General features: G+C 56.5%; 25 protein-coding genes and 1 other RNA gene. 10 read left to right on the top strand and 16 right to left on the bottom strand.

Annotation, left to right across the window (positions count from 1 at the left end; translation table 11 throughout):
* The first annotated feature begins 18 nt into the window (after positions 1-18).
* Positions 19-1,305, top strand: coding sequence for an ammonium transporter AmtB (gene amtB, locus H7R56_RS17930; RefSeq protein ID WP_106928191.1), 1,287 nt, complete (start codon positions 19-21; stop codon positions 1,303-1,305).
* 140 nt (positions 1,306-1,445) lie between these two features.
* Here the strand turns inward: amtB and tesB are convergent, their stop codons facing one another.
* Positions 1,446-2,306 carry an acyl-CoA thioesterase II gene (gene tesB, locus H7R56_RS17925; RefSeq protein WP_106927955.1) on the bottom strand — a complete coding sequence of 287 codons (861 nt, stop codon included), beginning with the start codon at positions 2,304-2,306 and terminating at the stop codon, positions 1,446-1,448.
* A 217-nt stretch (positions 2,307-2,523) separates the two neighbouring features.
* On the opposite strand from tesB, the gene H7R56_RS17920 reads away from it, so the two are divergent.
* Positions 2,524-3,024: a YbaY family lipoprotein gene (locus tag H7R56_RS17920; protein WP_106927953.1), complete on the top strand. Its 501-nt coding sequence runs from the start codon at positions 2,524-2,526 to the stop codon at positions 3,022-3,024.
* Positions 3,025-3,080: 56 nt separating this feature from the next.
* Here H7R56_RS17920 and H7R56_RS17915 read toward each other — a convergent pair whose 3' ends face one another.
* Positions 3,081-3,392 carry an MGMT family protein gene (locus tag H7R56_RS17915; protein WP_106927951.1) on the bottom strand — a complete coding sequence of 104 codons (312 nt, stop codon included), beginning with the start codon at positions 3,390-3,392 and terminating at the stop codon, positions 3,081-3,083.
* A gap of 165 nt (positions 3,393-3,557) precedes the next feature.
* On the opposite strand from H7R56_RS17915, the gene ffs reads away from it, so the two are divergent.
* From ffs to H7R56_RS17900, 3 genes are all read left to right on the top strand, one after another.
* Positions 3,558-3,654: signal recognition particle sRNA small type (gene ffs / locus H7R56_RS17910), an RNA gene on the top strand.
* Between the two features lie 310 nt (positions 3,655-3,964).
* Positions 3,965-4,213 carry a hypothetical protein gene (locus H7R56_RS17905; RefSeq protein ID WP_106927950.1) on the top strand — a complete coding sequence of 83 codons (249 nt, stop codon included), beginning with the start codon at positions 3,965-3,967 and terminating at the stop codon, positions 4,211-4,213.
* Complete coding sequence (locus H7R56_RS17900) at positions 4,210-4,425, top strand: hypothetical protein (RefSeq protein ID WP_106927948.1); 216 nt, start codon at positions 4,210-4,212, stop codon at positions 4,423-4,425. The genes H7R56_RS17905 and H7R56_RS17900 overlap by 4 nt, the downstream gene beginning before the upstream one ends.
* Before the next feature lie 89 nt (positions 4,426-4,514).
* Here H7R56_RS17900 and H7R56_RS17895 read toward each other — a convergent pair whose 3' ends face one another.
* Entirely contained in the window at positions 4,515-5,939 is a 1,425-nt protein-coding gene (locus H7R56_RS17895) for a MocR-like transcription factor YczR (protein ID WP_182928322.1), read from the bottom strand.
* 88 nt (positions 5,940-6,027) lie between these two features.
* Between H7R56_RS17895 and H7R56_RS17890 the strand changes: the two genes are divergently transcribed.
* Positions 6,028-6,642 carry a membrane protein YczE gene (locus tag H7R56_RS17890; protein WP_106927946.1) on the top strand — a complete coding sequence of 205 codons (615 nt, stop codon included), beginning with the start codon at positions 6,028-6,030 and terminating at the stop codon, positions 6,640-6,642.
* Between the two features lie 11 nt (positions 6,643-6,653).
* Here the strand turns inward: H7R56_RS17890 and H7R56_RS17885 are convergent, their stop codons facing one another.
* Positions 6,654-7,487 carry a nickel/cobalt efflux protein RcnA gene (locus H7R56_RS17885; RefSeq protein WP_106927944.1) on the bottom strand — a complete coding sequence of 278 codons (834 nt, stop codon included), beginning with the start codon at positions 7,485-7,487 and terminating at the stop codon, positions 6,654-6,656.
* Between the two features lie 135 nt (positions 7,488-7,622).
* Between H7R56_RS17885 and H7R56_RS17880 the strand changes: the two genes are divergently transcribed.
* The gene (locus tag H7R56_RS17880) at positions 7,623-7,895 is read left to right on the top strand and encodes a metal/formaldehyde-sensitive transcriptional repressor (RefSeq protein WP_106927942.1); all 273 of its coding nucleotides are present in this window, start codon (positions 7,623-7,625) and stop codon (positions 7,893-7,895) included.
* Here H7R56_RS17880 and H7R56_RS17875 read toward each other — a convergent pair.
* The 5 genes from H7R56_RS17875 to H7R56_RS17855 form a co-directional block, all read right to left on the bottom strand.
* Entirely contained in the window at positions 7,864-9,453 is a 1,590-nt protein-coding gene (locus H7R56_RS17875) for an EAL domain-containing protein (RefSeq protein WP_106927940.1), read from the bottom strand. The two genes, H7R56_RS17880 and H7R56_RS17875, sit on opposite strands and share 32 nt — an antisense overlap.
* 97 nt (positions 9,454-9,550) lie before the next feature.
* Positions 9,551-10,210, bottom strand: a complete 660-nt coding sequence (locus H7R56_RS17870) for a methionine ABC transporter permease (RefSeq protein ID WP_181358018.1) — start codon at positions 10,208-10,210, stop codon at positions 9,551-9,553.
* Positions 10,207-10,998: a methionine ABC transporter ATP-binding protein gene (locus H7R56_RS17865; protein WP_106928189.1), complete on the bottom strand. Its 792-nt coding sequence runs from the start codon at positions 10,996-10,998 to the stop codon at positions 10,207-10,209. The genes H7R56_RS17870 and H7R56_RS17865 overlap by 4 nt, the downstream gene beginning before the upstream one ends.
* Positions 10,995-11,801: a MetQ/NlpA family ABC transporter substrate-binding protein gene (locus tag H7R56_RS17860; protein WP_106927936.1), complete on the bottom strand. Its 807-nt coding sequence runs from the start codon at positions 11,799-11,801 to the stop codon at positions 10,995-10,997. Before H7R56_RS17860 ends, H7R56_RS17865 begins: the two co-directional genes overlap by 4 nt.
* A gap of 24 nt (positions 11,802-11,825) precedes the next feature.
* A complete protein-coding gene (locus H7R56_RS17855) occupies positions 11,826-12,857 on the bottom strand; it encodes an isopenicillin N synthase family dioxygenase (protein WP_106927934.1) in 1,032 nt (343 codons plus the stop codon).
* A 334-nt stretch (positions 12,858-13,191) separates the two neighbouring features.
* On the opposite strand from H7R56_RS17855, the gene H7R56_RS17850 reads away from it, so the two are divergent.
* Positions 13,192-13,455, top strand: coding sequence for a type B 50S ribosomal protein L31 (locus tag H7R56_RS17850; protein ID WP_106927932.1), 264 nt, complete (start codon positions 13,192-13,194; stop codon positions 13,453-13,455).
* A complete protein-coding gene (gene ykgO / locus H7R56_RS17845) occupies positions 13,455-13,595 on the top strand; it encodes a type B 50S ribosomal protein L36 (RefSeq protein ID WP_003859006.1) in 141 nt (46 codons plus the stop codon). Before H7R56_RS17850 ends, ykgO begins: the two co-directional genes overlap by 1 nt.
* Here the strand turns inward: ykgO and H7R56_RS17840 are convergent.
* On the bottom strand, positions 13,592-14,290 hold the full coding sequence (locus H7R56_RS17840) for a GNAT family N-acetyltransferase (protein ID WP_106927930.1): 699 nt from the start codon (positions 14,288-14,290) through the stop codon (positions 13,592-13,594). The two genes, ykgO and H7R56_RS17840, sit on opposite strands and share 4 nt — an antisense overlap.
* Positions 14,291-14,393: 103 nt before the next feature.
* Between H7R56_RS17840 and H7R56_RS17835 the strand changes: the two genes are divergently transcribed.
* On the top strand, positions 14,394-15,851 hold the full coding sequence (locus H7R56_RS17835; RefSeq protein WP_106927928.1) for a MocR-like pyridoxine biosynthesis transcription factor PdxR: 1,458 nt from the start codon (positions 14,394-14,396) through the stop codon (positions 15,849-15,851).
* On the opposite strand, the gene H7R56_RS17830 is transcribed toward H7R56_RS17835, so the two are convergent.
* The 6 genes from H7R56_RS17830 to acrA form a co-directional block, all read right to left on the bottom strand.
* Positions 15,820-16,290, bottom strand: coding sequence for a YlaC family protein (locus H7R56_RS17830; protein ID WP_106927926.1), 471 nt, complete (start codon positions 16,288-16,290; stop codon positions 15,820-15,822). The two genes, H7R56_RS17835 and H7R56_RS17830, sit on opposite strands and share 32 nt — an antisense overlap.
* Before the next feature lie 102 nt (positions 16,291-16,392).
* Positions 16,393-16,950, bottom strand: coding sequence for a maltose O-acetyltransferase (gene maa, locus H7R56_RS17825; RefSeq protein ID WP_106927924.1), 558 nt, complete (start codon positions 16,948-16,950; stop codon positions 16,393-16,395).
* Between the two features lie 132 nt (positions 16,951-17,082).
* Positions 17,083-17,301 (bottom strand): HHA domain-containing protein, encoded by a 219-nt coding sequence (locus tag H7R56_RS17820; protein ID WP_064547995.1) that lies wholly within the window; start codon positions 17,299-17,301, stop codon positions 17,083-17,085.
* Between the two features lie 25 nt (positions 17,302-17,326).
* Positions 17,327-17,701 carry an Hha toxicity modulator TomB gene (tomB, locus tag H7R56_RS17815; protein ID WP_106927922.1) on the bottom strand — a complete coding sequence of 125 codons (375 nt, stop codon included), beginning with the start codon at positions 17,699-17,701 and terminating at the stop codon, positions 17,327-17,329.
* 535 nt (positions 17,702-18,236) lie between these two features.
* Positions 18,237-21,383: a multidrug efflux RND transporter permease subunit AcrB gene (acrB, locus tag H7R56_RS17810; RefSeq protein ID WP_106930572.1), complete on the bottom strand. Its 3,147-nt coding sequence runs from the start codon at positions 21,381-21,383 to the stop codon at positions 18,237-18,239.
* 22 nt (positions 21,384-21,405) lie between these two features.
* Complete coding sequence (gene acrA, locus H7R56_RS17805; protein WP_106930570.1) at positions 21,406-22,602, bottom strand: multidrug efflux RND transporter periplasmic adaptor subunit AcrA; 1,197 nt, start codon at positions 22,600-22,602, stop codon at positions 21,406-21,408.
* Positions 22,603-22,674: the final 72 nt, after the last annotated feature.

The following is a 22,674-nucleotide window of genomic DNA, read 5'->3' as shown; positions in this document are numbered from 1 at the left end:
GTGATAGGGATCGAGATGATGAAAAAAACAATGGTAAAAACGGGGTTGAGCGCGCTGGCGCTGTTGCCGGGTCTGGCAATGGCGGCACCGGCGGCGGTAGATAAAGCCGATAACGCCTTTATGATGATTTGTACCGCGCTGGTGCTGTTTATGACCATTCCGGGGATTGCGCTGTTCTACGGCGGCCTGATTCGCGGTAAAAACGTGCTCTCCATGCTGACGCAGGTGGCGGTGACGTTTGCGCTGGTGTGCGTTCTGTGGGTGGTCTACGGCTATTCGCTGGCCTTTGGCACCGGCGGCAGCTTCTTTGGCAGCTTCGACTGGCTGATGCTGAAGAATATCAAAATTACCGATCTGATGGGCTCGTTCTATCAGTACATCCACGTGGCCTTCCAGGGCTCCTTTGCCTGCATTACCGTTGGCCTTATCGTCGGCGCGCTGGCCGAGCGTATCCGCTTCTCTGCGGTGCTGATTTTCGTGGTGATTTGGTTGACGCTTTCTTACATCCCGATTGCCCATATGGTCTGGGGCGGCGGCCTGCTGGCGAGCCACGGCGCGCTCGACTTTGCGGGCGGCACGGTGGTGCACATTAACGCCGCGGTGGCGGGCCTGGTTGGGGCATACCTGATTGGTAAACGCGTGGGCTTCGGCAAAGAAGCGTTTAAACCGCACAACCTGCCGATGGTGTTTATTGGTACGGCGATCCTCTATTTTGGCTGGTTTGGCTTCAACGCGGGCTCCGCGAGCGCAGCCAATGAGATCGCTGGTCTGGCCTTCGTTAACACGGTGGTTGCTACGGCGGCCGCTATCCTCGGCTGGGTCTTCGGCGAATGGGCGCTGCGCGGTAAACCGTCACTGCTGGGTGCCTGCTCCGGTGCCATTGCGGGGCTGGTGGGGATTACCCCAGCTTGCGGCTACATTGGCGTAGGCGGTGCGTTGATTCTGGGTATCATTGCCGGTCTGGCTGGTCTGTGGGGCGTGACCTCGCTGAAACGCTGGCTGCGTGTTGATGACCCGTGTGACGTCTTCGGCGTACATGGTGTGTGCGGCATCGTTGGCTGTATTCTGACCGGTATCTTTGCTTCTACCGCACTGGGCGGTGTGGGCTACGCAGAAGGCGTCACCATGGGCCATCAGGTGCTGGTACAGCTGGAAAGTATCGCCATCACTATCGTCTGGTCGGGTATTGTGGCTTATGTTGGCTATAAAGTGGCGGATCTGACGGTTGGCCTGCGCGTGCCGGAAGATCAGGAACGTGAAGGTCTGGACGTCAACAGCCACGGCGAAAACGCCTACAACGCCTGATCGTGATGACCGCCCGGCCGCGCATGGCAACGCCGGGCGTTGCCGAAACGAAGTTTGCGCCTCGTTCTGGCAGAAAGCGGGTTATCTCCAAAGCCAAAAAAGCCTCCCAATGGGAGGCTTTTTTGGCTTTGGAACGAGGTCTAGCCGCGGTTACGCATCACGCCTTCCTGCACCGTAGAGGCGACCAGCACGCCGTCCTGGGTGTAGAATTCGCCGCGCACAAAACCACGCGCGCTGGAGGCCGATGTGCTTTCCACGCTGTACAGCAGCCATTCGTTCATATTGAACGGGCGGTGGAACCACATGGAATGATCGATGGTCGCTACCTGCATGCCCGGCTCCAGGAAGCCGACGCCGTGCGGCTGTAGCGCCACCGGCAGGAAATTAAAGTCGGAAGCATAGCCCAACAGGTACTGGTGAATATGCAGCGAGTCTGGCACGGCGCCGTTGGCGCGGATCCAGACCTGGCGGCGCGGTTCGGCGACATGGCCTTTCAGCGGGTTATGGAATTCGACCGGGCGAATTTCTAACGGTTTATCACAGAGAAACTTTTCTTTCGCCTGCGGCGGCAGCAGATGCGCCAGCGAACGGGCGATGTCGGTTTCCGACGGCAGACCTTCCGGCGACGGTGCGGCCGGCATGGTCTTCTGGTGTTCATAGCCCGGCTCAGGTGCCTGGAATGATGCGGTCATGTAGAAGATCGGTTTGCCGTTCTGAATAGCCGCTACGCGGCGCGCGCTAAAGCTGTTGCCGTCGCGCAGCACTTCAACGTCGTAAACAATCGGCTTCTGACTGTCTCCGGGACGCAGGAAGTAGCTGTGGAATGAATGCACCAGACGGTCGCTGGGGACAGTCTCTTTTGCCGCATACAGCGCCTGGCCGACAACCTGTCCGCCAAAGACCTGACGCAGGCCAAGATCTTCGCTCTGTCCGCGGAACAGCCCTTCTTCAATTTTTTCCAGATTTAATAACGTCAGCAGATTCGATAGCGCCTGGCTCATTGATACCCTCTATATTTTACTGTCACAGCGTCAGGTGAATGTTTCCATTATAACGCAGTTTCGCCAGTGGTCCGATGGGTTCAATTGTCTGAATAATGGTTCGTTTGCAGGTATTAATGTGAATTATGTGCCACACTTAAGCGGTAAAATTTGTTAAGGCGTTGTCACTCAAATGAGAAAACAGCCTTAATTTGAGTGAGCGAAAAGGAGAATGCTAATGAAACTCGTGCCGATCTTAAGTGGTTTGGCGGTTGCACTGACCCTCGCGGGCTGTGCCCAGACTCACCAGCAAAGTCAGAATCAGTCACCTGCGCCAGAAGCAGCAGCCCAGGCCGCGGCAATCACGGGGCCGAACGTCTCCGGTACCGTATGGATTCGCCAGAAAGTGGCGCTGCCGCCGGATGCGGTTCTGACGGTCACCTTGTCCGATGCTTCACTGGCTGATGCGCCGTCTCGCGTACTGTCGCAGAAAGTCACGCGTACGGAAGGTAAGCAGGCGCCGTTTAGCTTCGTTCTGCCGTACAACCCGGCCGACATTCAGCCGAACGCGCGCATTCTGTTAAGCGCCGCGGTGACGCAAAACGGCAAGCTGCTGTTTATCACCGATACCATCCAGGAAGTTATCAACCACGGCGGCACTAAAGCCGATGTGACGCTGGTTCCGGTACAGCAAACTGCGGTGCCGGTGCAGGACACCGCCCCGGTTCAGGTCCCGTAACCTTCAATGCCCTCCACGTGAGGGCATTTTTTTGCCCGATGGCTGGCGATAGCCAGCTAGTACCGCCAGCGATATTTCTGCATATCAATCTGCCCACTTCCTGAAACCTGTACGCCTTCAGCCAGTAGCGCCTGACGCTGGCGCTGGAGATCGGGGCCGGTCAGTGAGATTGCACCGTGGCGGTTCACCACCCGATGCCAGGGCAGGGTTGAGCCTTCCGGCAGTCGTCTGAGCACACCGCCCACCTGACGTGCCGCGCGCGGCGAGCCCGCAAGCCTGGCAACGTCACCGTAGGTGGTCACAGAGCCTTGCGGAATAGAGGCGACGATTTGCCAAACGCGGTGGGGAAAAGTATCAAAAGCGTCCATAGTCGGTTCCTGAGGGCAGAACTTTCAGCATAATCAGCTCGATGGCCGCTGTGAAGGGGCAATTGCGCAAGAATCCAGCAGGCAGAAGCAGATAGCTTGCAATTGCCTGCTTCAGCAGGGATAATGCGCCAGCGCGTTGGGTAACAACGCTCTCAATGGGGGCCCTGTTGGTTCTCCCGCAACGCTACTCTGTTTACCAGGTCAGGTCCGGAAGGAAGCAGCCAAGGCAGATGACGCGTGTGCCGGGATGTAGCTGGCAGGGCCCCCACCCATTTGTGCCTCTCTTCTTTTCGCGATCCCCGCTTTTGTACCCCTTAAATAGTCAGGCCTTTTGCGCTTAACGTTCTGATGTTTAAAATAAACTTCATCTAATTGTAATAAATTTGTCATATATGTGTCATAAATTGCATTTAAATTAATATTGGGTGTTTATATTACCTTGTATGTTAAAAATATATTTGTGGAATGTGTTGTTAACTTGATGTATTAGTTATTACAGAAATAATACAAACAAGCCGCTGTGAAGCGCTAACACACATTCGCGTCCTGGATGACGCGTGGCGAGGATAAACATGACCATTGCAGTGCTGAACGTAAAAATTGATGAAAGCGTAAAAGAGAAACTTCGCCACTACGCGGAGGCTAATGGCCTGACGTTAGGCGCGGCGGCGGAAAAGCTGCTGCTGCTGGGTTTTGCGGCGGAAGAAGAGGCGGGCGTATGTGAAGATGACATCGACAGCCAGCATACGGAAGAAGATGTCGCACCATTTACACCTAAAGAAATCAAGGCGTTACGTAAAATTCTGAAGAAGAGAAAATGAAACAGCCACCGACCATAGCCTGTAATTACAGTGAAGCCTGCGATTTGTTACGCTCGGGCTACGTAAAGCATGTTCTTCTCAACTGGAACGTGGGTAGCGATGAATTCTTTCGTATTGCCTCCGACTGGTGCGATACCGGGGCGAAGATTAAAAAAGAGGGAGAATCTTTCGTTATTTCGCTAAAAGGTTTTCCGATCCCTCCGCAGCACTAATATATTCTTTGGTTTCATTTTATTTTTATAAAGAATATATCAGCGCCAGGCCCATTCTGTTATTGCGCGCGGCAATGCATCGCGCGCGATTAAATAATTTTCCGCACTTTATTCCCGCTGTGCTGGCCCGCTAATGCGGTCCATACGGGCTGCAAAGTCATAAACGCTTGCCGCAGGGTGTTATCATCCAGCGTGAAGGGAATACGCAGGTTCCGCTCACCGCCACCGGCCAGGCCAAAGCGCGTTCCGACGCCAATATGAATTCCAACCGCCTCCGCGCGGGCGGCAAAACGCGTGGCCATCATGTCCGGTAGCGTCACCCAGAACGATAGCCCTCCCTCCGGCAGCACAAATTTCCACTGCGGAAAGTACTCTTGCATCAGCGTCGCACACATATCACGACGGGCTTTCAGCAGGCGGCGCCTTTCGGGCAGCAGGGTGCGTTCATTTTCCAGCAGCCAGCAGGTGGCCAGCTGTTCCAGCAGCGGAGAACCTAAATCCAGCGTATCGCGAGTCTGAATGAGCGCGGCGATGGTTGTGGTCGACGCGCGAATCCACCCCAGCCGCAGGCCGCCCCAGAAGCTTTTGCCGGTCGAGCCGACGGTAATAATCGGCGCCTCGTGATTGAAGGCCGCCAGCGGTGGCGGTGGCGGGGCGTTGTACCACAAATCGACCATCGTTTCGTCAACCACCAGCGTCGTGCAGGTTCGCGCCGCCAGATCGGCAATGGTTTGACGCGTCGCGCTGTCCATACATTGGCCGGTCGGATTTTGAAAATCGGGCATCAGATAGGCCAGACGCGGCGCGGTTTGGGCGATGATAGCGGCCAGACCATCGGTGTCCCAGCCTTTTTCCGGCAGCGGCAGGGCCACCGGACGGCAGGAGGCGCCTTCGATGGCGGAAATGGCGAGAGGATAGGTCGGGGTCTCTACAACCACGCGATCGCCCGGTCCTGTCAGGTTGCGCAGGATCAGCGCCAGCCCGCTGACCGCGCCGTTAACCAGCATAATTTCGTCGGCGTGTGTTGGCAGGCCGCGCGCGCAGTAGCGCCGGGCGATGGCATCCCGCAGCGTGGGAAGACCGTGCTGATCGTAGCCGGTATTTGCCAGATGTTCCGGTAGTGCCGCCAACGCGTGGCTGTACGCATGATGAATTTCAGCGCCCGCCGCCAGCGCAGCGGTAGAAAGATCCAGCGTGGGGGCGGCATTGGTACGCAGCGCCCGCGGATGACTATTTCCCGCCAGGGTTACCGTGGAGCCGCTTCCCTGGCGGCTTTGCACATAGCCTTCATCGCGTAGCTGCGCTAGCGCGCTGGCGATAGTGGTACGGCTGACACCCAGCGCGCTGGCAAATTCACGTTCGCCAGGCAGACGGGTCCCCAGCGGCAGCCGGCCATCGAGGATCAACAGCCGCAGTGCATCGGTGAGCTGTCGCCACAGCGGTGTGGATGAGGGGCTCTCCTGCCATTGGCCGAGCAGGCGAACTAACGATTGGGTCGCAGAGCGTCGAATCATAGAGCAGTCCACTTCTTTAAAACTGGTCATTAATCATAATGCCATTTTTATCGATGATGAAAGCCTCACATAACAGGCAGAGGTAGTGATGTTACGCCGACTGATTCAACTTTATATTGGGTTAATACTCTACGGCGTTTCAACTGCCGTATACGTCCGCGCCAACCTGGGTGCCGATCCTTGGAACGTATTTCACCTTGGGGTGGCCGGGCTTGCGTCTCTGGATATTGGCCTGGTGATGATCCTCACCGGCGCGGCGGTGCTGCTGCTGTGGATCCCGCTGCGTCAGCGGCCGGGGTTGGGCACCATCAGCAACGTTATCGTGCTGGGGCTGGCGGCTGATGCGACGCTGTCGATCCTGCCACCGCTGGAATCGCTGTGGCTGCGCAGCGCGCTTTTGCTGCTGGCGGTGGTGCTAAACGCGCTGGCGACCGGGATGTACATCGGCGCAGGATTCGGCGCTGGCCCCCGCGATGGGCTGATGACCGGCATTCATGCCCGAACCGGCTGGCCGATTCGACGCATTCGTACCACGATTGAAATCTCAGTGCTGCTGATTGGCGTACTGCTGGGCGGCGCGTTTGGTATTGGTACGGTGCTGTACGCGCTGGCAATTGGCCCACTGATTCAAATATGCCTGCCGTGGTTCCAGCTACCGCGCGTCGCTCAGCGCAAACCGCTAAAAGCCGAACTGCCGTCCTGATCCCGATGGCATCAGGATAATCCGCTGATGCCGTGCCCCATCATGTAAAGCCCTACCAGAATGATCAGCGCGCCGGAAAACCACGGAGCCCGGCGTGACAGTTCGCCAAAGCCGCGCCAGCGTGTGCTGACGTGTTTAAGGCCAATGGCGGCGATGGCACCGGAAGCGACTAACGTTAGCGCGAGCCCGACGCTAAAGCTCAGCACCAGCGTTGCGCCCAGCGCGACGTGCTTTAGCTGAAGACAGATCAGCAAAATAGTGATGGATGCCGGGCAGGGGATCAGCCCACCGGTCAGGCCAAACATGACGATCTGCCCGGTCGTGACCTTCTGCCCGGTGAAGCGTCGGTTGATCTCTTCGGCATGCGCGCGCTGGTGGGCATCTTGCTCGTCAACGTCCACCAGATGGTCGTGGTGATGGTGATCGTGAGACGGGTGGTCATGTCCATGTGCGTGGTCATGATCATGGTCATGAGAGTGGTGATGATGATGGTGATGTGCACCGTGCGACTCGCGCCAGGTTCGCCACAGCATCCATAGGGCAATAGCAATAATGATGATACCGGACAGCAGTTGAAACCACGGCTCGGCCGTCTGCGCGTTCCAGCCGCGGCCAAACCACATTCCCGCCATGGCGATAATCCAGACTACCGCCGTGTGCGATAGCGTGGCAGCGAGTCCCAGAAACACGGCCTGCTTGAGGGTACCGCGAATGGCGACGATAAACGCGGCCATCATGGTTTTGGAGTGTCCTGGTTCCAGTCCGTGCAGGGCGCCAAGCGCAATCGCACCGGGGATAAAGAACCAGGCATTGCCCTGTTGTAAGAGCGTGGTGAAGTCGGTCATTGCCGTGAAGATCCTTGTCAGAAAGTGCGCACACTATACTCCTACCCAGTATTTATATACTACCCCCTAGTACAAAAATGCGCAGAAAAGGCGGTGCATGGTATGCTTGCGCAGGTGTAGAGAAAGGAGCCCGCTATGTCACATACCGTTCGTCACAAGAAGATGTTATTGACCCGCCTGAAGAAAATTCAGGGGCAGAGCGCTGCGCTGGAAAAAATGCTGAACCGCGAGCACGAGTGCGCCGAGGTGCTACAGCAGTTGGCGGCGATTCGCGGTGCGGTTAACGGTATGATGATGCAGGTGATTCAGGGCCATCTCACCGATCACGTGGTGAAAGAGCCCGATGAAACGCAGCGTGAAGCCGACCTGGAGGTGGTCATGCAGGTGATGAAGTCTTACCTGAAGTAGCGTGCGTGCGCAGATTGTTTTCCGACCAGATAATAAAGGCCTCTTTGGGTAAGGCTTTGCTGTAGAGCCAGCCTTGCCCGAACTGCACACCATGTTCGTGTAACCACTTGGCCTGACATGGGGTTTCAATCCCTTCCGCCACCACGTTGAGCTGAAGGGTTTTCGCCATCTCAATGATGTACGGCGTGACCTGCGCATATTCCAGTGCGTCAACGAAAGATTTATCCAGCTTTAAGGTATCAACCTCTAAATCCTGTAGGTAGCTCAGGCTGGAGTAGCCGGTGCCGAAATCGTCGATATAGATGGCGTGCCCGGCCTTACGGTAGGCTTTAATTGCCGGTAGCGTGGTTTTTGGGTCGGCGAAGCCGCGTTCGGTTAGCTCAAGCGCCACCTGCTGCGGCCGCACATTCCAGATACGCAGCTGCTGGTGCAGCAGGGTTTGCAGCACGACCGACTGAAAATCAGCCACCGACAGGTTAATTGAGACGTGCACATCCGGATGCAGGCTTAACCATTTGCCAAGATCGTGGAAGACCGTCTTCACCACGCTTTCCGTCAGGTGCGTAATCAGGCCGGTTTGCTCGGCAAGCGGGATAAAAATTTCCGGCGAGAGGTAGCTCCCGTCGGCTTGCTTCCAGCGGGCCAGCGCTTCGCAGCCCATCACTTTCCCGTCGCTGATTGAGACAATGGGCTGATAGTAAACGGAAATATCGGCGTTGTTCAACGCGTCCAGCATCCGCTGGCGCGGGGACTGCAGGTGTTTCAGAACCCGGATAATCAGCCAGCATGCCAGCAGGCTGAGCAGCACGCCCGCAGGGACCCAGATCATGAGCTGGTGGCGCAAACGCGCCGTCAGGGGCAGCGTGGAGGACCAGGTCATGATCGCCACCTGCAGGTCGGGGAACTGGCGGACGGTATAGACAACGTTGTCGCGGGTCAGGGTCTCGAGATGCTCTTGTTGAATACGCTGCCAGGCTTGCTGATCCAGCGAAGCGCTACTGGCCAGGACGCGGTTGTTATGCGTACTGATTAACGCCACCTGAGTGGTGGAATTGGTAAACGGAATCACGTCGATAAACGAGATAGGGTCGATAATCACCATGTGGTGATCGGAAGCGAAGGCCGCCATATAGCGACGTATACCAAGATCGTTTTGATCGGTGTACCAGGCCCGGTAGCCAGCGGGGATAATGCGGTCGGGTTTCGGGAAGGTAAAATGGGTGCTGTTGCTTTCCAGCGATGAACATTTAACGGTTAAACCGTCGAGGAACAGTACTTCCTGGATATAGCGCCAGGAGTAGGAAAGGCGGCGCATGGCCTGCAGATGCTCCGGGCCGCATCCCGATACCTGCATGGCGTCCATTTCACGCAGCGCGCCTTTCGCCTGGTTCATTACCTGCTCGGTGCGAACAAGCACTCGGGAGGCGTAAGTCTCCTGCTCATCAATAAACTGCTTATGCGCTTCACGCTGGGCGAGCCAGATACTGAGCAGTATGGGTAAAAAAATCGCCATGATAAGCACGCCGGTTATCAGGCCGACCAGATGTCGAGTTGTCACTGCCAGTCCTTATCCAGGGCAAACTACGACAAGTATACCTGACAATCCAGGCGCTTATTATGCGAAATCGCTTTGGCCTACCCGAATTGTCAGGAAACTAGCGCCGGTGTGCCAGCGAACGCACCAGCCGGTCACCGCCCATTTGTACACCTTGTACCATCAGCACCAGAATCAACACCGTTCCTACCATAATTTGATCGTTAAATCGCTGATAGCCATAGCGAATCGCTAAATCCCCCAGTCCGCCGCCGCCGATGACGCCGGCCATTGACGAGAAACCGATCAGCATGACGATGGTCAGCGTGGTGGCGGCCAGCAGCGCGGGCAGGGCCTCCGGCAGCAGCGCTTTGCCGATGACGTGCCAGGCGTTACCGCCCATTGACAGCACGGCCTCGATGCGTCCGTACTCCACTTCATCGAGCGCGCTTTCGGTCAGGCGCGCGAAGAAGGGGATGGCGCCGAGCGTAATCGGTACAATCGCCGCGGTGCTGCCGAGCGTGGTCCCCACCAGTAGCCGGGTAAAGGGGATAAGCGCAATCAGTAGTACGATAAACGGTAGCGAACGGCCGGTGTTAATGACCGCCCCCAGCACGGCGTTAAGATGCGGCATTGGCACCAGCCCCTGACGGCGCGAAATAAACAGCAGTACGCCCAGCGGCAGACCAATGAGTACGGTAAACAGGGCCGCCAGTCCGACCATATACACGGTTTCCAGCGTGCCATCGACCAGCAGCGGCCATAATTCTTCCCAGCTCATGCGACTATGCATAGCGGCCTCCCGTCCAGACCATGACGAGCCAGGAAGCGGCGTTCTTCGTCGCCGTCACCCAGCAAGATATCCCGCAGACGCGACCAGGGCGAGACCAGCAGATCGGCAATTTTACCGCTCTCCTGCAGTTCTCCGCCTTCCAGCAGCGCCACGTGGTCACACAGATTTTTAACGACCTCCAACTGATGGGTGATCAGCACAATCGTCAGCCCCAGTTGGCGGTTAATGCTTTCCAGCAGCGCCAGTACGCTGGCGGTCGTTTCGGCGTCCAGCGCGCTGGTGGCCTCGTCACACAGCAGCACATCCGGCTCGGCGGCCAGCGCGCGGGCAATGCCCACGCGCTGCTTCTGCCCACCGGACAGCTGAGAAGGAAAGGCGTCCGCTTTGTTGCTCAGCCCCACCAGCGCCAGCAGTTCGGCGACGCGTTTTTGCCGCTGCGCCTTGGGTACGCCGGCAATCTCCAGCGGCACCGCCACGTTGTCGGCGACGCTGCGGGCGTGCAGCAGGTTGAAGTGCTGGAAGATCATGCCGGTGCGCAGGCGATGGGTGCGCAGCTGCGCTTTGTCATAGTGCGCAATATCCTCGCCGTTGAACAAGATGCGGCCCGCGCTGGGCCGCTCCAGTAAGTTCAGGCAGCGAATCAGCGTGCTTTTGCCCGCGCCGCTGCGCCCCAGGATGCCGTAAATCGCCCCCTGCGGAACGCTAAACGACACGTTATTCAGCGCCGGTTGGCCTCCTCCAGCATAGTGCTTACTCAGCCCTTCAATGACGATCATGACTGCGGCGCGCTGACCGGGATGACCGAACCGTTGTAATGCTGGCGAATAAATTCCGCCACCTGAGGTGACGTTAAATCTTTTGCCAGCGCTTTAATCCGTGGGTCATTCGCCAGCTGCGGATTGGTGACCAGGATATTGGCGTACGGGTTATGCTCGGCGCTCTCCAGCCCCAGCGCATCTTTGGCTGGCGTAAGTCCGGCTTCCAGGGCGTAGTTGCCGTTGATCACCGCCAGGTCGACGTCATCCAGCGAGCGGGGGATTTGCGGTGATTCCACTTCAAGGATCTTCAGCTTGTGCGGGTTCTCGACAATATCTTTTGGCGTCGCCAGCGTGGTTGCCGGGTCGGTAAACTTGGCCGCCAGCTTGATCAGGCCTTTGCTTTGCAGCAGGAACAGGGCGCGGCTCAGGTTGGTGGTGTTATTCGGCACCGCGACGGTCGCCCCTTCCGGCAGCGATTGCAGATCCTTGTGTTTGTGCGAGTAGATGCCCAGCGGCTCAATATGTACTGTGGCGGCCACGGCGAAGGTTTTACCCAGCGCTTTTTCCTGATCTTTCAGGTACGGCACGTGCTGGAAATAGTTGGCGTCGACATCGCCATTCGCCAGCAGCTCATTGGCATTTACGCCGCTGGTCAGCTCGACGATTTTCAGATCGAGCTTTGGATCTTGCTTCTGAATGAACTTCAGAATTTCGGCGTGCGGAACCGGGTCGGCGGCGACGCGCAGCGGCTCGGCGGAAGCGTTCCAGGCCAGAGCGAGAGACAGTGCAACCCCTGCCAGTTTAAAAGCAGCATATTTCATGGTGTGTTTCCTTATTGTTTTAGGTCAGGCAATGAGTTGTTCGCTGCGCGCACGCAGCACGTCACGGTAATAGCGTTCCGCCACGTCTGGATGGGAGCGCAGGCGGCCTTTGAGATAATTCCAACCCACATCCCGCAGCAGCGGATTTTGCGGATCGCTTTGCGGCCCGTTGGCTTCCCGCGCCAGCGCCTCCGGCAGCGAGTACACCGGGACGACGGCATCCAACTGGGCGCCGAGGAAAAAGGCAATCGACAATCGCTGGCTGTTAGCTGGCGGGGTGATCACCCGGTGCACGGTCGCGCGCAGGTAGCCGTTGGTCGCCAGCTCAAGCAGTTCGCCGATGTTCACAACAAAGCTGCCTGGCAGCGGCGCGGCGTCGATCCACTGGCCGTCGCTGACCTCGACCTGCAGGCCCTTTTGTTCGTCCTGCAGCAGAAAGCTTAGAAAACCGGAGTCTTTGTGGGCACCGACGCCCTGAGTGCTGTTTTGCGTATCCTGCTGACCCGGATATCGGATCAGCTTGATGTGTTCGTTGGGCTTTTCGCCATACAGGGTGTCAAATGCTTCACGCGGCAGGTGCAGGGCCTCAGCAAAGGCGCGCAGCAGCGTCATGGCCATATCGGTCATCGCATGCTGCCATTGCAGCAACACCGGGCGCAGGGTGGGCAGCGCTTCCGGCCACAGATTGGGCCCTTGTAGCTGCAGCCAGCGCGGATCGTGCTCGCGTAAAGTGATGGCCTGGCGCTCAGCGCCGACATCAAACTGTTCCCGCCAGTCAGGCTGCCCGCGCGTCAGCTCGGCGGCGCTGCGGTTATAGCCGCGAAAGTGCGGGGAGTGGATCATCGCAACCTGCTGTTTTTGTTCGTCGGACAGGGCGAAAAAACGGCGGGACTCTGACTGTAGCGCACGCTGTAGGGCATCGTCGATGCCGTGATCGGTCAGATAGAAAAAGCCGACGTCGCGGGCGGCGTGGCGAAGCTGTTGCAGAAATTCAGCGCGCTCAGACGGCCGGTGGTAGTGCGCCAGGCTGAGGACGGGCAGGGTGGTCAGACTCATTGTGTTCTCCGTATTGCCAATTAATGCCGTGATGTTCAGGTGGTGCGAATGCGGGATGACAACAACAGCGCTGCATGGGATATCTCCTTCGGGTTGATGGAGACAGCCTGCCAGAGGGCAATTCATGCGACCAATAACGTTATTGTCTAATTTATATTCGCGGACGGGTCTGAGCTTTTGCGAAAAATCGCTAAGGTGTGCAGCATCGGGCTCGAGCGCCAGGAGAGAGGTGCTCGGGGGGGAAAACGGTTATACCTGCAAACGGTGGGGTTGCATTACGCTTTCTGACGGCGTATTTTAATTGTTATGTTATAACATATCTATTGAGGTCGAGATGAAAGCGAATATCCATCCCCATTACCGTACCGTGGTATTCCACGACACCAGTGCCAATGAGTACTTTAAAGTGGGTTCTACCATTAAAACGGAGCGCGAGATTACGCTGGAAGGCGTGACATATCCGTATGTCACCATTGATGTGTCGTCCAAATCGCATCCGTACTACACCGGCAAGCAGAGAAGCGTGTCGGCGGAAGGCAGCGTTGCCCGCTTTACCCAGCGCTTTGGCCGCTTTGTTGATATAAAAAGAGGTGAATGATGCAGGTACTGAACTCGCTGCGCAGCGCAAAACAGCGCCACCCTGACTGCCAGATTGTTAAACGCAAGGGGCGTCTGTACGTCATCTGCAAGTCAAACCCCCGCTTTAAAGCCGTGCAGGGGCGTAAGAAACGCCGCTAACGTAAAGACGCCAGGGACCGGCGTTGCTTGCCGTCGGTGGTAAAGTTATCGGCGGCAAGCCAGGCGCGGAAGGCGCTATCCAGCGCTGGCCACTCGCCGTCAATGATGGAAAACCAGTCGGTATCACGGTTGTGCCCTTTAATCACCAGCGCTTGACGAAAGCGCCCTTCAAACTGGAAGCCTAAGCGCAGCGCCGCCTGGCGCGACGGTTCATTCAGGCTGTTGCACTTCCACTCATAGCGACGATAGCCGAGCGTATCAAAGGCGTAGCGCATCAGCAGCCACTGCGCTTCGGTGGCCGCCGGTGTGCGGCTAAGCCGTGGCGAAAAGTGCACATGGCCGACTTCCACCACGCCATTTTTGGGGTCTATGCGCATCAATGCCAGCGAGCCAACGGGCTGCTGGCTGTGCGCATCTATTACCGCAAAATGCATCGGATCCTGCAGCGTTTCAACGCTGGCGATCCACTGACGATAAGCTTCCGGCGAATCATCCGGCTCGCGCAGTAGCCACGTCCAACTGCGGGTATCCGCGGCCTGCTGATGCGCGGCGAAGAGCGCTTCAGCGTGCTGTTGTTGCAACGGCTCCAGACGACAAAAACGCCCCTCAAGTACCGTACGCTGTGGGTGTGCGCGCGGCTGCCAGTCCGGCAGCGCATCGCCAATTAATTGACCAAATTGATTGAGCTGACTCATAACCTCTCCTTCGGGAAAAAAGCAATGCCCCGAGCGTAGGCGTTTACTGGTTCCATAAAAAGTGCCACCAGGCTATCTTTTGATGGTGCCACAAGGAGCCGCAATGAATATTCCCGACGATCCCTTTTTTGCCCTGCTGTCTACCGCGCTGAGCGCACGCGGCGAGGAAACGCTGCAACGAAGCCTGTACGCTACGCTCAGAGATGCCATCCTGCAGGGGCAGCTGCGCGCAGAGAGCTGGCTGCCCGGATCGCGTACTGTGGCCCTGCGGCTGGGGATTTCACGCAATACCGTCAATGCCGCGCTAGAGCAGCTGGCGATGGAAGGCTACCTGCGCCGCGATCGCCGCGGCTCGCGCGTGGCGCGATTGCCGCAGACGGCGGCCGATGAAGGGCCGGTTGAGGTACCGATCGCGCTCTCGGCACGTCTTTCCGCCCTGCCACAGGTGCTGCCGCGTGATCATCCGCCGCTGTTATTTACGCCCGGTACTCCGGCGATCAACTATTTTCCTTTGCCGCTCTGGCGGCGTCTGCTCGATCGCGTGCTGCGCGAAGAGGGCAGTAGCCTGCTGGGCTATGGTGACTCGGCAGGCGAGTGGCCGCTGCGAACGGCAATTGCCCGCCATCTGGCGCTGTCGCGCGGGATTGACTGCGACGCGCGACAGATAGTCATCACCGAAGGGGCGCTGGAAGGCGTGAATTTGTGCACCCATCTGCTGAGCGAGCCTGGGCAGTCGGCATGGGTTGAAGAGCCTGGCTATTTCGGTGCCAAAAGCGCATTTCTGACCGCCGGGCTAAAGCTGGAGGGGGTGGCGGTGGATCGAGAGGGCATGAAGATTGACGCCGGGTTAGCGCCACCGAGGCTGATTTTTACGTCACCTTCTCACCAGTATCCCACCGGCAGCGTGCTCAGCGCGGCGCGACGTCTGGCGCTGCTGGAATATGCTCGTCAGCACGGTTGCTGGATCGTGGAGGATGATTACGACAGCGAGTTTCGCTTTAGCGGTGAGCCGATTCCCGCGATGCGCGGTATGGCCCCTAACGCGCCGGTGGTCTATCTTGGCACCTTTAGCAAAACCTTATTTCCGTCGCTGCGCCTCGGATTTATGGTGCTACCCTCGATGCTGGTGGAAAGCGCCCAGCCGGCTATCCGTGCGCTGCTGCGCGGCGGTCATCGTGCAGAGCAGCGCGCGCTGGCCTGTTTTATTGAGGAGGGACATTACGCTCGCCATCTGGCGGCGATGCGGCGTTTGTACCGTAAACGGCAGATACAGCTGTGTGAGGTACTGGAACAAGAACTGATCGTGCCGCACGAGTTGATGGCGGGCGAAGGCGGGCTGCATATGACGGTGGCGATTGACGGCATTGATGATGTGACGCTGGTTCGCCAACTGCGCGCACACCAGATGGCGCCCGGTGCGCTGAGTAGCTTTTACCTTAACCGTCAGCACGCGCGTTCAGGGCTGGTACTGGGCTATGGCAATACGTCCGCATCGCAGTTTGCACCGGCGATACGGACGCTACAGCGGCTTATTGCGCCGCTTCGGCGCGGGCGAGAGTGAAAACGTCGTAGAACGACAGTTCGCCTTTGGTGGTGACCATTTTTTGCAGCTGAGTTTTGTACTGACCGTCGACGCGGCTGGAGTGCAGAATTTTTTCAATCAGCTGCGGTGGGACGAAGCGGGTGTTGTACCACTCGCCGTTGTAGCACACGCGGAAATCCAGGACGTCGATATCTTCGTAGCGGTAGCGCGGGTAGACGTCGAAAAAGAAAAAGCCGTTCAACAGCGCGAACAGCAGCCACAGTAGCCAGACGGAGTCGGCCAGCGTCTCTGAGCGCATCATCACCACCAGGGTGGCGAAGAAGGCAAGGTACATGGCGACAAACAGTCCGGGATGGTTGCGGATAAAGCTGATGCTAAAGCGCGGCCGGTTGTCGCGCTTTTCACGGGCGTTCAGTTCATCAATGGTTTGCGTGAGTAATCGCTGGATCTCTGACATCTTTTGCTCGGCAACGTAGGGCGGAATAGCCTATTGTATGTTGCGTTAATCCATGCAAAAAGTAACAGATCGGTTGCAAAAAACCATAACAGTCTGCCGCTGTTATTTTGATAACATTTTAATGATGCGCGCCGGGTTGCCGCCGACAACGGCGTTAGCCGGGACATCTTTGACGACTACCGCGCCTGAAGCGATGACGGCATTATCACCGATGGTCACACCGGGGTTGACGATCGCTCGTCCGCCGATCCATACGTTGTGGCCGATGGTGACCGGTTTGCCGAACTCCACGCCGCTGTTACGTTCGTCGGCATCCAGCGGATGCGTGGCAGTGTAGATATGCACACCCGGCGCCAGCATACAGTTGTCGCCGATGTGAATCGGGCAGACATCCAACATCACACAGTCAAAGTTGGCGTAGAAGTTAGCGCCAAGGTGAATATTGTAGCCATAATCGCAGCGGAAGGTGGGTTCAATATAGGCGCCATCCCCTTTGCCGAGCAGCGTTTTCAGTAACGCTGTGCGTTCGGCTTTTTCATCCGGTGCCGTATGGTTATAACGGTGGATAAGCTGCCTGGCGCGAATCCGGTCCGTTCTTAGCGTTTCATCTCCCGGACGATAGGGTTCGCCGGCAATCATTTTGCGTTTTTCATCACTCATCGGTGCCTCCTGTTAGCGGAGCCACCACCTTAAAAGGTGATACATGATTTGGGAACGTTCCCAGATCATCGCTGTGACGTTATTCACAGAATCTAATCGTATCCAGAGGAGAGTCGCGCACGAAAAAAGAAATTAGCGAATGTACTTCCACACGGTTGAAGGGATCTTATCGTAGAGTTTATTCATGGTCAGTTCAGCCAGACGATGATCGGCCGCTGAGTAAAATACCGCCAGTTCATTGTCGGACAGCTCATATTTATTTTTTTCAATTACGCGTTCGAGCGTGTCAATAGACTGGCAGCGTCGCAGGCGCATCAAATAATCAGTTTTAGTTAGTGGTTTATCAGACATAATTCACCCATTGATTGTAATAATTTTAACAAGAAAGACTGACGGGGTTGGCGCGGCTCGCATTGACAAAACAACGGAAGAGTTTGTTCCCTGACTTCCGCCATTTTTGCAGGTCGACGCTATTAATGCCGTAGTTACTGAATAACATAAAAGTATCATCCAGATATTCGTCAATCTGTGCAATCAGTTTATTATCTTCGTCGTACTTAATTTTATAATTAAGTGCGAACGTTGCTATATGTTCTATCAGCTCATTAAGCTGCAGGTTAACCGCCGAGGTGGGATCGTTCACCCAGCCATGGTTACTCTCTTCGAGCGTGGCAAGACAATCATGATACAGGGTTTCGCAGAGAAACTTAAGCTGTGCGATATCATGTCTTTTTGGTGAGTATTCGTCCATAACGCATCCCCCTGTTCGTAGTACAGACAACGAGTAACAAATACCGGTGCGGGATGGTACTGCTGGCAAACCTGAAACATGCACGTGTTCCCGATCTGTTGTAACTATAATCCACTGCGCAAAAGATTTCATCGCGCTATTACGAAAAATTACAATTAAATCTCAGAGGGTTAAATTTTTTCTGCTCTCACCCATAAGACTGAACATAAAAGCTAACATCTTGTTTCTGCATAGAAACGGTGGGTGAAAAATGCAGGTTTCATAGCTTTGACCGCGGTGATGTGTGGAAAGTTCTTAGGCTTGACTAGGAATAATCCTAAAATCATTGAGTAAATACTCATTAAGAAAATGATGCAAAATAAATTAAAGAAAAATCTTAATTCTAGTATTGGCGTGGTTAAGGCTATTTTTATTATCAAAGGGGAGTAATGATTTCATTTATTAATAAATGATTAAATAGTAATCAATCGATGGCGGCGGGTGATGGCGATATAAAAAAAAGGGCCGCATGTGCGGCCCTTGAGGTAAGACGTTTTTAGTGATGCTCAACCTTGTGGCTGTGCTCAATGTCTTCGTTCTTACGGCTGAAACGACGACGAACCACGACGAAGAACACCGGGACAAAGAAGATAGCCAGCACGGTCGCTGTTACCATCCCGCCCATTACGCCGGTACCTACGGCGTTCTGCGCACCGGAGCCCGCGCCAGAGCTGATAACCAGCGGCATAACGCCGAGGATAAAGGCCAGCGAGGTCATCAGGATAGGACGCAGACGCATACGTACGGCTTCCAGCGTTGCTTCGATAAGCCCTTTACCTTCTTTATCCATCAGGTCTTTGGCGAACTCGACGATCAAGATGGCGTTTTTCGCCGAGAGACCGATGGTGGTCAACAGGCCTACCTGGAAGTACACGTCGTTGGTCAGACCGCGCAGCGTTGCGGCCAGCAGCGCACCGACAACCCCCAGCGGAACCACCAGCATGACCGAGAACGGAATAGACCAGCTCTCATACAGTGCGGCCAGACACAGGAAGACGACGATCAGCGAAATCGCGTACAGGGCAGGGGCCTGGTTGCCGGAGAGGCGTTCCTGATAGGACATGCCCGTCCAGTCGTAGCCGATACCCGCGGGCAGTTTACCCGCCAACTCTTCCATCAGGCTCATTGCCTCACCGGTACTCTTACCTTCGGCTGCCTGGCCCAGGATTTCCATGGACGGCAGACCGTTGTAACGTTCCAGACGCGGCGAACCGTATTCCCAGCGCGAGCTGGAGAAGGCCGAGAACGGCACCATCTGACCATCGCTGCCGCGAACGTACCACTTACCAATATCTTCTGGCAGCATACGGTATTTCGCTTCGGACATCAGATACACCTTCTTCACACGACCGCGGTCGATGAAGTCGTTGACGTAGCTACCGCCCCAGGCCGTGCCCAGCGTGGTATTGATGTCACTGATAGAAACACCCAGCGCCTGGGCTTTTTCCTGATCGATGTCGATTGTGAACTGCGGCGTATCTTCCAGACCGTTAGGACGCACGCCGGTCAGCACGTCAGGGTGCTGGGCAATCATGCCGAACAGTTGGTTACGCGCCTGCGTCAGTTTTTCGTGACCCAGACCCGCCTGATCAATCAGCTGGAAGTCAAAGCCGGTTGCCGTACCCAGTTCTACAATCGCCGGCAGGTTAAAGGCGAACACCATCGCATCTTTAATCTGTGAGAAGTAGCCCATTGCACGGCCGGTGATCGCTTCCACTTTGTTCTCGGCGCCCGGACGTTGACTCCAGTCCTTCAGCGAGACGAACGCGATACCGGTGTTCTGGCCGCGACCCGCGAAACCGAAGCCGTTTACGGCGAAGACGGACTCAACGTTGTCTTTCTCTTTGGTGAGATAGTAGTTGGTCATCTCATCCAGCACTTTCTGCGTACGTTCCTGGGTCGCACCGGCAGGCAGCTGCGCCATGCTCAGGAATACGCCCTGGTCTTCGTCCGGCAGGAAGGAGCTTGGCAGACGTACAAACAAAAACGCCATGCCGACGACGATGATCAGATACAGCAGCAAATAACGACCGGTGCTGCGCAGAATATTGCCTACGCTATCGGTGTAGTGGTGCGTGCTCTTCTCAAACATCCGGTTGAACCAGCCGAAGAACCCGGTGGTTGCGCCGTGGCTGCCTTTTTCGATTGGCTTCAGCATGGTGGCGCAGAGCGCCGGCGTCAGGATCAACGCAACCAGTACCGACAGCGCCATCGCGGACACGATAGTGATGGAGAACTGGCGATAGATTGCCCCGGTAGAACCGCCGAAGAAGGCCATCGGGATGAACACCGCGGACAGGACCATCGCGATACCAACCAGCGCCCCCTGAATCTGGCCCATTGATTTACGCGTCGCTTCTTTTGGCGGCAGACCTTCTTCCGCCATGACGCGCTCGACGTTCTCTACGACGACGATGGCGTCATCCACCAACAGGCCGATGGCAAGCACCATCCCGAACATGGTCAGCGTGTTTATCGAGAAGCCGAATGCCGCCAGCACCGCAAAGGTCCCGAGCAGTACCACCGGCACCGCGATCGTTGGGATAAGCGTCGCGCGGAAGTTCTGCAGGAACAGATACATCACCAGGAACACCAGAATGATCGCTTCGACCAGCGTTTTCACCACTTCGTGAATTGAGATCTTAACGAACGGGGTGGTGTCATACGGATAAACGATTTTCATCCCTGACGGGAAGAACGGCTCCATTTTTGCCAGTTCAGCGCGAATGGCGCTCGCGGTGTCCAGGGCGTTGGCGCCGGTCGCCAGTTTAATCCCCAGGCCGGAAGCCGGCTGGCCGTTAAACTTCGCGATAACGTCGTAGCTCTCGCCGCCGAGCTCAATCTTGGCGACGTCGCGCAGGCGAACCTGCGAGCCGTCCTGGTTCACCTTCAGCAGGATGTTGCCAAACTGCTCGGTGTTGGTCAGACGGGTTTGCGCCACGATAGAGGCGTTCAGCTGCTGGCCTTTCACCGGCGGCGTACCGCCTAACTGACCGGCCGCCACCTGGGCGTTCTGTGCTTTCAGCGCGGCGATCACGTCAACCGGCGTCAGCTGGAAGTTGTTCAGTTTGTTCGGGTCCATCCAGATACGCATCGCGTACTGGGAACCAAACAGCTGAACGTCGCCCACGCCGCTGGTACGGCTAATGGCGTCCTTCATGTTCGCTGCTACGTAGTCCGAGATATCGTCCTGGTTCATGGTGCCGTTGGTGTTGATAACACCGACAACCATCAGGAAGCTGCTGGACGCTTTCTCAACGCTAATACCCTGCTGCTGAACTTCTTGCGGCAGCAGTGGAGTGGCCAGCGCGAGTTTGTTCTGCACCTGAACCTGCGCGATATCCGGATCGGTACCGGATTCGAAGGTCAGGGTAATGGTTGCGGTACCGGTGGAGTCGCCGTTGGAGGACATGTACATCAGGTGATCGATACCGTTCATGTTCTGTTCGATAACCTGAGTTACTGTGTTCTGCACCGTTTCGGCGTCAGCACCGGGGTACATGGCCGTGATCGAAATTGCTGGCGGCGCAATCGTCGGATATTGCGCTACCGGCAACTTGAGGATCGATAGCCCCCCTGCCAGCATGATAATGATGGCGATCACCCACGCAAATATGGGGCGATCGATAAAGAAATTAGGCATGTCTTAACGGCTCCTGTTTAAGTTAAGACTTGGTTTGTTCTGACTGAGCAGCGCCCGCTGCGGCTTGCTGTTTGTCGTCAGAAGTGACTTCCTGCGCTTTGACCTGCACGCCCGGTTTCACTTTTTGCAGACCGGTAATAATGACGCGATCGCCATCCTTCAGGCCCTCGGTGACCAGCCATTTGTCGCCAATGGCCTGTGCGGCAACAATCTGGCGGGTTTCGACTTTATCGTCAGCGCCAACAACCAGCGCGCTCGCATCGCCGCGCGGCGTACGGGTCACGCCCTGTTGCGGAACCAGCAGCGCGTTCGGGTTGGTCCCTTCTTCCAGACGTGCGCGAACGAACATGCCCGGCAGCAGCGTATGGTCTGGGTTCGGGAAAATAGCGCGCAGCGTGATAGAACCGGTGGTCTGATCAACGGTCACGTCAGAGAACTCTAAGGTGCCGCTCTGCGGATATTTGATGCCGTCATTGGTCACCAGATCCACTTTCGCTTTGCCGTTTTCCTGTTTCAGCTTGCCGTCCGCCAGCTCCTGCTTAAGGCGCAGAAAGTCGTTGCTGGACTGGGTAACGTCAACATAGATAGGGTCCAACTGCTGAACGGTTGCCAGCGCGGTAGCTTGCCCGTTCTGCACCAGCGCGCCCTCGGTAACCGAAGATTTGCCAATGCGCCCGCTGATAGGGGAGGTCACTTTGGTATAAGCCAGGTTGATACGTGCGGTTTCTACCGCCGCTTTGGCAGCGACTACCGCAGCGTTAGCCTGCTGCGCATCGGCAACAGCCGTATCGTAATCCTGTTTGCTGATGTACTGCGTACCCAACAGTTTGGAGTAACGATTCACGGTCAGCTTTGCGATGTTGGCCGCGGCCTGCGCTTTGGCTAAATCACCTTTGGCGCTTTCGTAAGATGCCTGATACGTTGCTGGATCAATCTGATAAAGCGACTCACCGGCGGTGATTTCACCCCCTTCCGTAAAGTTGCGCTTCAGAATAATACCGCTGACCTGCGGGCGTACTTCTGCAATGCGGAAGGCGCTGGTGCGGCCCGGCAGTTCCGTCGTGATTACAAGAGGTTCAGATTTGAGCGTCACGACGCCAACTTCTGGTGCGTGTTGTGCTCCTTGCTGAGCTGGTTTGTCGTCACATCCTGTTAGCGCTAAGCTGCCTGAGAGCATCAGAACGACCGCCAGAGGCGTTAACCCTCTGTTTTTGTTCATATGTAAACCTCGAGTGTCCGATTTCAAATTGATCAATGAAGCAAGCGTCACAAACCCATTGCTGCGCTTGTA

This window comes from Klebsiella sp. WP3-W18-ESBL-02 (assembly GCF_014168815.1).
Classification (GTDB): Bacteria; Pseudomonadota; Gammaproteobacteria; order Enterobacterales; family Enterobacteriaceae; genus Kluyvera; species Kluyvera ascorbata_B.
This window is presented reverse-complemented; position numbering and strand designations above follow the sequence as displayed.